The sequence below is a fragment of the Paenibacillus sp. FSL M8-0212 genome (genome assembly GCF_038004645.1).
Classification (GTDB): Bacteria; Bacillota; Bacilli; order Paenibacillales; family Paenibacillaceae; genus Paenibacillus.
Genome location: NZ_JBBORP010000001.1, coordinates 3,191,264 through 3,203,970 on the forward strand (window position 1 = coordinate 3,191,264; position 12,707 = coordinate 3,203,970).

7 protein-coding genes are annotated in these 12,707 nt (G+C 45.7%); all 7 read left to right on the forward strand.

The window, feature by feature from the left end:
• Positions 1-179: 179 nt before the first annotated feature.
• Positions 180-1,382 carry a methionine adenosyltransferase gene (gene metK, locus MKX68_RS14115; protein ID WP_091036339.1) on the forward strand — a complete coding sequence of 401 codons (1,203 nt, stop codon included), beginning with the start codon at positions 180-182 and terminating at the stop codon, positions 1,380-1,382.
• 191 nt (positions 1,383-1,573) lie between these two features.
• Complete coding sequence (locus tag MKX68_RS14120) at positions 1,574-5,284, forward strand: SwmB domain-containing protein (protein WP_340912414.1); 3,711 nt, start codon at positions 1,574-1,576, stop codon at positions 5,282-5,284.
• A gap of 116 nt (positions 5,285-5,400) precedes the next feature.
• Complete coding sequence (locus MKX68_RS14125; protein ID WP_340912416.1) at positions 5,401-6,627, forward strand: stalk domain-containing protein; 1,227 nt, start codon at positions 5,401-5,403, stop codon at positions 6,625-6,627.
• Positions 6,628-6,857: 230 nt separating this feature from the next.
• Positions 6,858-9,581 (forward strand): stalk domain-containing protein, encoded by a 2,724-nt coding sequence (locus tag MKX68_RS14130; RefSeq protein WP_340912420.1) that lies wholly within the window; start codon positions 6,858-6,860, stop codon positions 9,579-9,581.
• A gap of 47 nt (positions 9,582-9,628) precedes the next feature.
• Positions 9,629-10,789 carry a sensor histidine kinase gene (locus MKX68_RS14135; protein WP_074092506.1) on the forward strand — a complete coding sequence of 387 codons (1,161 nt, stop codon included), beginning with the start codon at positions 9,629-9,631 and terminating at the stop codon, positions 10,787-10,789.
• Between the two features lie 7 nt (positions 10,790-10,796).
• On the forward strand, positions 10,797-11,519 hold the full coding sequence (locus MKX68_RS14140; protein WP_026081439.1) for a response regulator transcription factor: 723 nt from the start codon (positions 10,797-10,799) through the stop codon (positions 11,517-11,519).
• 357 nt (positions 11,520-11,876) lie between these two features.
• Complete coding sequence (locus MKX68_RS14145) at positions 11,877-12,254, forward strand: hypothetical protein (protein WP_036612497.1); 378 nt, start codon at positions 11,877-11,879, stop codon at positions 12,252-12,254.
• The last annotated feature ends 453 nt before the right edge of the window (positions 12,255-12,707 follow it).

Genomic DNA, 12,707 nt, shown 5'->3' on the forward strand with positions numbered 1-12,707 from the left:
TCCACTAGGGAAAGGTTGATTTTCGTTTGAGGCAATTACCTGAAAAATCCTTATCTTCGGTACTGCGGACTCCGCGTCCTTATTCCTTTTTGGAAAGCTTCGAGGGTACAGTGAACGAATCGCTGTCATGTTTTGTTCGGGCAATCGCCATACTACTAGTTATGGGAGGTTGAAACTTCATGTCTGTTAAAGGCCGGCATCTATTTACATCGGAGTCTGTAACTGAAGGACATCCGGATAAAATCTGCGATCAGATCTCAGACGCCGTATTGGACGCGTTTCTCGCAAACGACCCCAATGCTCGTGTAGCTTGCGAAGTTTCCGTAGCCACAGGCTTAGTGCTTGTCATCGGTGAAATCAGTTCAGCTTCTGAATACGTGGACATTCCGTCCATCGTTCGTAATACAATTAAGGATATTGGCTACACACGTGCCAAATTCGGATTTGATTATAACACTTGTGCAGTTCTGACATCTCTAAATGAGCAGTCCGCTGATATTGCCCAAGGCGTTAACGCAGCGCTTGAGAATCGTGACCCGGAACAAGTCGCTCGTGAAACAGAAAACATTGGTGCAGGTGACCAAGGTCTGATGTTCGGTTTTGCAACGAACGAGACACCGGAACTTATGCCTTTGCCAATCGCATTGTCCCACCGTATCGCACGCCGTCTGGCGGAAGTGCGTAAGAACGGTACATTGGAATATCTTCGTCCGGATGGTAAAACGCAAGTAACAATTGAATACGACGGTGACAAGCCGGTACGTGTGGATACAATCGTGGTGTCTACTCAGCACGCTGAAGAGACTACACTTGCGCAGATCCAAAAAGACATCAAAGAACATGTCATCTTGCCTGTTGTTCCAGCTGAATTGCTGGATGAGCAGACTAAATATTTCATTAACCCAACAGGACGTTTCGTTATTGGCGGACCTCAGGGAGATGCAGGCCTTACGGGACGAAAAATCATCGTAGATACTTACGGCGGTTATGCACGTCACGGCGGTGGTGCGTTCTCTGGTAAAGATCCAACAAAAGTAGACCGCTCCGCAGCATATGCGGCTCGTTACGTAGCGAAAAACCTCGTAGCTGCAGGACTTGCAGATAAAGTGGAAATCCAGCTCGCTTACGCGATTGGTGTAGCCAACCCGGTATCAATCAACGTGGATACATACGGAACTGGCAAAGTCAGCGACGAGAAATTGGTTGAGCTTGTACGCAACAACTTCGATCTTCGTCCGGCTGGCATCATTCGTATGCTGGATCTGCGTCGCCCAATCTACAAACAAACCGCTGCTTACGGTCACTTCGGCCGTACAGACCTGGATGTACCTTGGGAGCAAGTGGACAAAGTAGACCTTTTGAAAACTCAAGCAGGTCTGTAAGTTAGCTAACGCTATATGGTCTTCCAATGAGCCCTTGATTCCGCTATGGAATCAGGGGCTTTTTGCATCTTTTTACAAAATTAAGAACCATACATTTCCATTTTGTTAATTGAAAATCTCCCTCTGACCGACATAAATATAGAGGTCTGTATATCAGACAATTAGGATATTGAGATAAGGGGGAAGGTTGGGTGTTTGTGAAAAAAATGGCCCGCAAGGGATTGGCTAGTCTTATGATTTTGATGTTAGTCACTCAAGGGATACTCGCCGGATGGGTAGGAGTAGAGTCCGTGTATGCCGCCGATGAGTTGAAGGAGAAAGGGATTAGTACAACGTCACCTGCTGTGAACGAACAACAGGCAAGTGGATCAGCACCACTGACGATTGATTTTATTAAGCCAGTGAAGAAAATCGACGCTTCTACTGAGGAAATTACTGTTTACAGAGCTCAGGATGACTCAATCGTAACAAAAGTTTCCGTAGCGAATGCAGCTGTGACTGTCATTGCAGATGATGCTGCTATTGATGCAGCTTTGGGGAAACGTGTGCAAATCCAGCTTCCTGTGGCTTTGCCTGGAGGGTCATTCTATGTTACGATCGGTAGCCAGTCTTTCGCATATGGGGACGGTCAACCGGTTGAGGGATTGAACAAAGAGTGGACATTCCGCACAACAGGAGTTAGTACAGCTCGATTAACAGGGCAGTCACCTCTTAATGCGGCATCCAATGTATCTCCTTCAGCCAATATCCAGCTAACGTATGATCGGGCAATGAAGGTCGGTGCAGGCAAGCTTCAGATCTATAGTGGTAGTACATTATTGGAAGAAATCGATGCCAATTCAAGCCGAATTAGTTTCAACACGGCGAGAACAACGGTGACGATTGATCCAGTGAACAATTGGGCGAATAACAGCACGATTTACATAGCAGTGCCGGAAGGTTTTTTGCGTGATGACCTGAACAATGATACGGGAGCCATTCAGCGAACTACATGGGGGTTCAATGTGATATCCGATCCCACCGCATTAACCGTAACCACCCTGTCTCCTGCAAACGGAGCAACAGGCGTATCACTCACGAATGAGTTTACGTTGACATTCAACAAAGACCTGGACCGGAATTTTGCAAGTTCAGCTACGGTTAAGAATGCTAACGGCGGGATTGTGGCTTCGACGACATTAATTAGTACGTCCAACCCTAGACAGTTACGTATTATCCCGCAAACCACGCTGACAAGTAACACAACGTATACGATTGATATTCCTGCAAATGTGTTCCGGGATCAAACGGGAAATCTGTTTACTGGCTTGAATGGAGCCACATCGTGGACCTTTAGAACACTGACCGTAGACACAACACCACCTGTACTGAAAACAGCCAAAATGTACAGCAATACGATCATTCGATTAACGTATGATGAGTTGCTCTCCAGCCTTGATCCGTTTGCTTCCAGCTTCACAGTGACGGTTAACGGAGAGAACCGGAATGTAAGTTCTTCCTATGTTTCTGGAGACAGTGTGTATGTTGTTCTGGATACAGGTGTAGCTGTAGGGCAAGTTGTCCGCATTGCCTATGCACCGGGAACAGGAACACGTAAAATTCAGGATTTGTCTCTTAACGCGGCTCCAGCATTCGGAGCGAGAGATGTAGAGAACAGTCTCGATTCCATTATGTCGAAACCGCGCGAAGGTACAGCTTATTACAATACAATCAGTCTGTATTATCCAGAGACCGTTTATATTAACTCTAGTGATGCGGTGAGACAATTCAGTGTTACAGCAGATGGGTCAGCGGTGGGCATCAGCAGCATGTCCACCAATAACAGTTCGTTGGTAACGCTCAATCTCAGTCGTTCCATCCAGAATGGTGAAGTGGTACAAGTATCCTATGCGCCAGGAACATGGCCAGTGAAAGACAGTCGTGGTCAAGCTCTTGCTGGATTCAACGGGTTCTATGTACGTAACAGTATTGATACGAAACCACCCGAGTTCAAGAGTGCAGAAGTGAGTGGTACGACGATGTGGATCAGATATAATGAGCCGCTGAGCCGGACGAACAAACCACTCAAGAGCCAATATTCCGTATTGGTAGATGGTAAAGCCGTATTTGTCAATGATTCCGAGATTGAGGATGATATGATTACATTAACGCTGGCCAACACAGTTGCCAGTACTCAAAACGTAACCTTTTCTTATGTGCCAGGTACCCTGCGGTTAACCGATCTAAACAATAATCCTGCGGGATACGTTAATCTGGCTCCAGTAAAATATACCTTTGGTAACGGGAAAATATTGTCGGCTACTCTTCAAGGGGACAAAGTATATATTAACTTTCGAGATGCGCTTCAGGCTCAGACGGCTCTAACTGCTTCACAGTTTAGTGTACAGCTTGGAGGAACAACAACAAATGTTCTAAATGCTTCGATATCAGGTTCTATTGTGACACTTAATCTTTCGAATTCGGCAACAGCAGGACAGACAGGTACGGTTAGCTATACTCCGGGGGCAGTTCCGCTACGTGATGCGTTGAACAACACCATTGCTGCTTTTGGGCCGCTTCCCCTGCAACAAAATGGTAGCAGCTCGACAGGCAACCAGACGAACAGCCGTCCTTCTTGGCTTACAGAACAAGACTCTTCAAGTTATGGACAAGCTCTGCTTGTGATGAGTACGGATACGGCAGCTACAGCTTCCATGATGTCACGCAACAATCGCTCTACTCGTCAGTTCAATGTTGATAGTACTAAGCTTTTGCAGGCCTTCCAGTACGCAACAACGACTGGCAAAACAACACAACCTGTTGTATTTGAAGTTCCTGCCAGCGAATCGTCGGCTTATGTAGGGTTCCCGCTGAATACATTGGCTCAGGTTGCATCGAGTAACCGTACAGGTTCAATTGGTGTCAAATATGGTGATCGTCTGTGGATGGTCCCACTTTCCACTCTGAATGTATCCGCAATGAGTCAAGCTGTAGGGGGAAACACAACCAACACGGATGCCTCCTACTTCTATGTACAGGTGGAGACGGTTCCTGTCTCCAGTTCAGGTACGATAGATGGAATGCTGGCCGTTGCAGGAGCACAGAAACTCGGTAATGTTACAGACATCTACCTATCTGCGTTTAGTGGAAATACGAATCAACGGGTAGAACAAAATATCAAGAGCCAGCTCGCGATGCAGTTGCCAGTAAACACACCTACAGCGACTTCCGGGTTTACGTATATTGATCCGACTACACTGATCCTGGCGAATGTGCCGCATACGTTTGCGAGTACAACAGGAGGAGTGGTTGTTAAAGGACAACTGAACGGTAACCAGACCATCGTGCCTGTCACTCATTCCGTGAGCTATCAGGATACCTCCAGTCATTGGGCAGGTGCAGTCATCAAAGAATTGTCATCCAAATGGATCATTGGGGCTACGAACGGCTCCTATTACGGACCCAATCAGAAAATAACGCGTGCCGAGTTTGCCGAATTGGTAGCCAAAGGTCTTGGTTTGAAAGGAGATCAGACTGCTGCGCGTCGTTTCCGTGATATTCGTGGTGGTGATCTGACCAGTGCCTACATTGGTGCCGCGGCAGAAGCCGGGATTATTACAGGCAACACGGACGGTACATTCAAACCGGAAAGTGAAATCACTCGGGAACAAATGGCTATTATGATGGTTCGGGCGATGAATTACGGTGGTAAAACAGTCTCACTTCAATCCTCCGTTACTTCGACGTTGTCCAAGTTCAAGGATAGCAATAAAATTCAGTCCAAGGATTCTGTTGCCAAAGCGGTGCAAGAGGGAATTATTCAAGGCATGACAGCGAGAACATTCGAACCCCAAGGGAACGCGACTCGCGCTCAGGCAGCAGTGATGTTGAAACGGGTTTTGGATAAGTTGGAATATCTGTAATAGTAATTAGCTTTTTTGTCTTAGTGAAGCGAAATCGATCAGGGGAATAAGTTCAACTGATTGGTTTCGCTTTTTAATATCATAAATCATGAATTTCATGGATAGAGGGTGTAGATTTGCTCAAAAAAATACTAGTATTCTTCTTTGCTGTAGGTTTAATATCCATACCATCATTGGTTTATGCTCAAAATAATAAAGAACCCATACAACTGTACGTGAATGAAAAGCTTACAGACATTAAACTGATAACAAAATCAGGGACGGTGTATGTTCCATTTCGAGAGTTTATTCAACTAATGGGGTACCGAGCGGACTACTCAATAGAAAGTCGTGAAATTTTTGCTAGAACGGATCATTCGGAGACATATTTTATACCAGATGTAGGATACTCTGATGATAAGGAAGGATATATTGAGTTGGAAAAACCAGGTATACTCATTGATGGGAAATTCTATCTTCCTATTCGATTTGCTGCTTGGTATACAAAACATTCGGTGGCTTATGATCGAAAAGCAAACACTGCGCGAATGGTAGCGTACGGCTATGGTCAAGAACAAGCGATTCTCGATCTGGTGAGGGCGTATGATAGAGCTTTTACTGTAAAACTACTAGCTTCAAACCATATGCAGAGATTTTATCTGACTGAGAGTTGGATTGCACCCCAAGAAAGAGAAATCCCTGATCGAATCTACAATGTTGTTATAACAAGCATTACATACGAATCTGCGAACCAGGCATTATTGTACGTTACTTATATTCATAATAATCAGGTAATAAATGATCAACATGAGGTCGTATTTCGAGTTATAAAGGAGAACAATCAGTGGAAGATTCTTCAGGATCGATATCTTTCCAGTATTACTACGCTTCCAGAAGATATCGATAAATCTGTACATACGATAAAAGAGAATTTTAATGAGAAGCAACAAAATATCCTATCTGACCTCAGGCAATATTATAGTGCGTTTAATCAGAAAGACTTTGATTTAACGTATAAATATACTTCACCATATGATATTGAACGAATTAACGCAAATGCAGTTGATGAATGGAGAACATGGGACCACATTACAAGAGCTTCCTTTGAGTATGGAGACACTACGTATCATATGTCTAATGAACGAGTCGTGTTTCTTGGGGAGAAGCAAGCTGTTGTTCATGCAACCTTGGAATGGAGCTACATCTCAGAGAACATAGAGCAGAACCATTCTATGTATGAGGCGCTGATCTACCTCGATTACGCCAATGGGCACTGGAATTATAGTTATGATCATGACATTAGTGAGAACGAAGAGGACCCCAATCGAATGTTACCCGAAATTCATTTCCCAGAGTTAAATTGAAAATATAACGAATATCAGTATACAGATAATTCCCATGTATGAGTAGCTAATTGCATACATGGGTTTCTTTTTGCCAAGAATCCCCTCAAAGTTAGCTGGGGGCGTAACTTTTTCCCCAAAAAGCAGTCTATTAATAGAAGAGTATACTAGAGATCTCGCTATCAGCTGCCTACTTGGCAGTGTTCGTGATGTCTAAGATTGATATACAAGATGGGAGAGACGTTTCAGACATGCTGGGGAAACATGGGAAACAGCTGGAAGACGTTAAGGGCAGTAAGGTGAAGAAATGGGCAATTGTGACGCTGGCGGGTGTGATCTGGATTGCACCGGTGATGAGCGCAGGTGGGCAGATGTGGTCAGGCACTTCGTGGCAATCGGTGGCCGCAGCGGCATCTACGAATACAAGCAAGTTGAGTGAAGAAATTCTGACTTCGGGTGCGAAGCTCATGAAATACAGATATACAACAACACGTTCCGGTTCCAAGGTCAACGTACTGGCAGATGTAATTCAGGTGGATCTACAGAACCCTTATGTGAAGCTGGATGTGATGACAGGCAAGGGCGGTAATCTGAACAGTAAACAGAGCACAGGTGCCATGGCTAAGGAAAATGGTGCAGTAGCTGCTGTGAATGGCGATTACTTCAATGTATCCGGGGAGCTCGCGCCCATTGGTGGACAGGTCTCCGATGGCGTACTGGTCTCCACACCTTCCGAACTGTCAGGCATGTATGCCCTCACGGTGACCAAGGATGGCAAGCCGATGATCGATGAGTATTCTTTTGACGGAACCGTGAAGGCACAGGATGGTTCAACCTTTGCTTTGCGTGGGATAAATAAAGAGGATTATACAGTAGAGTCGGGTGCGGTGAAATATAGTCATGCCAACTCGATGTATATTTATACACCGGCATGGACATCCACCAAACGTCCAAATGACCCTTCCACAACGCCAACAGAGGTACTCGTGCAGAACGGAGTAATTACCCAAATCTCGGATAAAAAAGCGTTAAACATGACGGTGCCGCAGGATGGGTACATTTTGCGTGCGCATGGAACAGCGGCGACATGGATCATGAGTCATCTATCCGTTGGGCAAACCTTGGATGCGGATTACAAGCTGAAAGCCAAAACAACCGGGCAATCGGTCGATCCAAGTAATCTGGAGATGATGATTGGCGGTCATACGATTCTTGTGAACGGTGGAAAGGCAGCATCCTTCTCCCGTGATATCGCATCTTCCGGCATCGGTGGTATTCGTGCAAGAACGGCAGTAGGATACTCCCAGGATGGTCGGTATGTCTATATCATTGCAGCGGAGAAAAACAGTAACAGCAGCGGGATGTCGCTGACGGAACTGCAATCCTTTATGACCAGTGTGGGTGTCTGGAAAGGCATGAACCTGGACGGAGGCGGCTCCACAACAATGGTAACCCGTCCGTTAGGTGAGCAAACCGCCGGTCTGACGTTTAACACAGAGTATGGCACCGAGCAACGTCAGGTTGTAAACACGCTGGGTGTGTTCTCTACGGCTCCTGTAGGTACACTGAAGGGCTTTGCTGTAAGTGGCAGCCAAACGTTGCTGGTGGGACAAGAGGGCAAGTACACAGCCAAAGGATATGACACCTACTACAACCCGATTGCAACAGGCGATATCAGTATGTCTTGGAAGTCCAGCAACAACGGCATCGTGAGTGTAAGCAACGGCACAATCAAAGGCGTGAAGCCAGGCACAGCAACGCTGACGGCAACGAGCAATGGAGCTTCATCCTCCATCAAAGTATCGGTATTGGGTGGAAGTGAACTGGCTTCCCTGACAGCAGGATCAGGTCTCGGTTCGCTCAAAGCAGGCACAACGATGTCCATTCCGGTAACGGCAACAACGAAGAGCGGACAAAGTGTTACGGTTCCGGCAGACTCGCTGACATGGGAATTTATCGGATTCAAAGGTAAAGTTACTGCTGACCAATTAACCGTATCTTCCGTCAATTCTGGTGCACAAGTGGGATATGCGATTGGTCGTTACGATGGTTACAGCACAGTCGTAGTCCTCTCGGCTTCTGCCAGCGAAACGATCTGGGAGAATTTCGAGAACGTGAATTATCCGATCAACTTCACGACAAACGCAGCGGGTGTGACTGGTTCGGCAACTGTTACTGCAGGAACTGGTGAAAAAGCTGGCTCCAATGTGCTGCAACTCGATTATGATATGACTGCTGGAACAGGAAAAATGTATGCATATGCACAACTGAACGGTTCCACGGGTAAAGAGGTATCTGCAGCAGCTACATCAATGTCCATGGATGTTATGGGAGATAAGAGCCTGAACTGGCTGCGTGCCGAATTCACGGATGCCAATGGCAAAACGGTATATGCCGATCTCGCCAAGGCGATTGACTGGAACGGGTGGAAGAAGCTGAGTGTGGACCTGAACGGACTGAACATCGCCTATCCGGCGAAGCTGAAGCGGGTCTATGTGGTGAACGTGGAAGAAGGTCAGGATGAGCGTGCGAAATCAGGTACGGTTGCTTTTGACAACATCGCATTCACGATGCCTTCCAAGTCCAGTGAAGTTGGATTGCCTACGGGTACAGCTTCGCTTGTGCTTGGACAGAAATCGATGACGGTGAATGGAACGAAAAAAGCGATTGACGCAGCACCGGTCCTGAAAAATGGTACGACGTATGTGCCAATCAAACATGTTTTAGATGCTTTTGGAGGTCAGGCAAGCTGGGATAGCAAAAATCAGCGGATCACGGTATTACGTGGTGGCAAGCTGATTGATCTGGTTGTAGGGCAGAAAGAATTCATTCTGAATGGTAAAAGACAGAGCGCAACTGTTGCACCATACGTAACGGGTGGTAGGACTTTAGTCCCGTTAAGACTCGTTTCCGAGCAACTTGGTCTGACTGTAAAATGGGAACAGAAAACGAAGACCGTTACCATCTCATCGTGATATGGTATGATATATACCGGAAACGATAGAAATGGAGTCGAACAAACGTGGATTTACAAGCCGATGCCATAGACCGCGTCATTAAAAACGCCATACAAGTCATGGAAAACAGCAAATATCAAATGTTCGAAATTATGGACGCAACTCGTGATGAGCTGAAAACACTCAACGAGGAGTTAAAGTCGGTACTGAAGGAGACGGCGGAAACGATCGAGAAAGTAGATCAATTGGAGCTGAACTACCGCCGTTCCCGGATCCGGCTGACTGAGGTTAGCCGCGACTTTGTCCGTTATTCCGAGCATGATATCAAGCAGGCGTACGAGAAAGCAACACAGCTGCAGCTGGATCTGATGATTTATCGTGAGAAGGAAATGTATCTGAAGGCTCGTCGGGATGATCTGCAGAAGCGTGCCAAAAATGTGGAAGCTTCTGTGGAGCGTGCCGAGACCATCGGTTCGCAGATGGGTGTTGTACTCGAGTACCTGTCAGGTGAACTGGGTCAAGTGACCCGGATCATCGAATCAGCCAAAAATCGACAAATGATTGGTTTGAAAATAATTTTGGCCCAGGAAGAAGAGCGGAAACGTATTGCTCGTGAGATTCATGACGGGCCTGCGCAGATGCTCGCCAATCTAGTGCTTAGGACGGAAATTGTAGAAAGAATGCTCATTAAGCAGGATTTTAAGATGGTCCAGGCCGAAATAGTAGATTTGAAAGGCCAGGTTCGTTCCAGTCTTGAAGAAATGAGAAAAGTTATTTTCAATCTGCGTCCTATGGCACTGGATGATCTGGGACTGATTCCAACGCTTCGGAAGTACGTGCAGGATTTTGAGGTAAAAACGAAAATCCGGTCGCTTTTTGAAACAAGAGGTAAGGAACACCGTTTATCTTCCGCGATGGAGGCAGCGATCTACCGCCTCGTGCAGGAAGGTCTGTCGAATGCTGCAAAGCATGCTTATCCCACTTATGTTGTAGTGGAAATTACATACCAGGCTCAGCTCGTCAAAATTGTCGTTCAGGACAATGGGCTTGGGTTCAAACCGGAGCTTCTTGCGAAGAAAAGCAAGGATCATACCCACTTCGGTCTGATTGGGATGAGAGAACGGGTTGAACTGTTAGAAGGAAGAATAGAGATTGAATCCGGAGAAAATCAAGGAACCAAAATAGTGATTCATATCCCGACAAACGTGGATAAGGGAAAGGAGTAGCAGGATGATGGAAAACCGTGATACTGGTAAAGCATCGATTAAAGTTCTTTTGGCTGATGATCATCAGCTGTTCCGTGAGGGACTGAAACGCATTTTAAATATGGAGGACGACATTGAGGTCATCGGCGAATGCGGCGATGGAATTCAAGTGCTCGAATTCTGCAATCAGGATAAACCTGATATCGTATTGATGGATATCAACATGCCGATTGAAAACGGGGTTGAGGCAACGGAGAAATTGCGTGAGCTGTTCCCTGATGTCAAAGTAATTATCTTGTCCATTCATGATGATGAAAGTTATGTATTTGAGACGCTTCGTAAAGGGGCTAACGGATACTTGCTGAAGGATATGGAGGCTGAGTCTCTGATCAATGCGATTCGTTCCGTGCATGAAGGACATGCGTTCATTCATCCGAAAGTAACAGGCAAACTGATCATGCAGCTGCGTCGTATGACGTATCTTAATGAAACAGGGGCAATGAGTGAAGGAGCTTCGAAGGAAGCAGGCGTTAAATTTGTCGCTGGCGACAATAACCCGCTCACACGTCGTGAGGCTGAAGTACTTCGCTTGATGGCAGAAGGTAAGAGCAATAAAATGATTGGTGAATTCCTGTTCATCAGTGAAAAAACAGTAAAAAACCATGTCAGCAGTATTCTGCAGAAGATGGAAGTGGATGACCGTACACAAGCTGTTATCAATTCGATCAAATATGGTTGGGTTACGCTCTAATACCTTATGTTTTTCGTAAAGCAGTATTCTTACGGTAAGTCAGTCCATTGGTTGATTCAACCTTGACGAAGTATAGATTGGTGTTCACTCGCGCCCTTTCCAGAATGTTGGATTGGTCTGCGGGTTAATGGACTTTATCACTGCAAATGAGCAAAGTGCAAGGTTGTGCGGAACATATGTTCAAGCTTAGGCGTGAATGAATGACCTGGCCTGTCTTTCTTCGTCCGGTGTCGATCAGCGTGGAATATGAGTGATAGGAAATGCAATTGTAACCCTTCAGGAAGTACAGCATATACTTGTTGTATACAGGGATGTTCGCCATGGGTGAGCATGACCTTCCGAGGAGGTGCAGTTGCCATGGTTGCTCATCTGACTATGATTCTGCTCATATACTTCCTGGCGGCAATGGCCGTTCATGCCATGCACCAGCGCCATCTTTCCCGTCCGGAATCTGAAGGTTTCGAGCAGATCCTGCTCATCCCTTCCAATCAGGCAGGGCGGATCGAAGGCATTGTAAGAGAACTTTGCCGGGAATTATTATACCGTGGTAAGAGCTTCAGATTAACCGTTGTTGCTGATCGTACAGAAGCGGAAACGATTACGATTATTGAAAAGCTTATGCAAAGGCAAGGAATGGAGACATCTTATCTGCCTGCTGTCCCTGCTGATATTGAACGGGTAGCACAGACCGATCACACGTTTCGCCTGATTGATTTGCGTGAGTCAGAGCAATAAATCATATGTGAACGGAAAATGGGATTAACATTTCGCAGATCTACAGTGAAAAGATTACAGCAGAAGCTGTAGTCTTTTTTTGTAATTGTAGCCAAGTCTGCTTTTAAATTAAAAATGGGTTTTTATGCAATCTATGGTTATTGTCTGGGTTAAGGTGAGTTCATGAGCACTGAAATAAACTTTTCGAAGTCAGAACTCTTAATTTAAAAGTATAGACGATTCAGATTGGAAAAAGTTTCGCAATTTTATAGAAAGATTCTGGTTATTAGCAGAATTGTATGATGGTATCATGTTGTGTGACTAATCTTGTGATGTAGAGATTCAATTGGTATAGTGATAAGTAGATTAATCATAAGAAGATGAAATATGGACATGAAGCACATGCTCCGGCGAACAGCCGGGTTGGCATGTGCTTTTTTTGCGTTTAGGAGAAAGTAGGATGGGGGAGGAGAG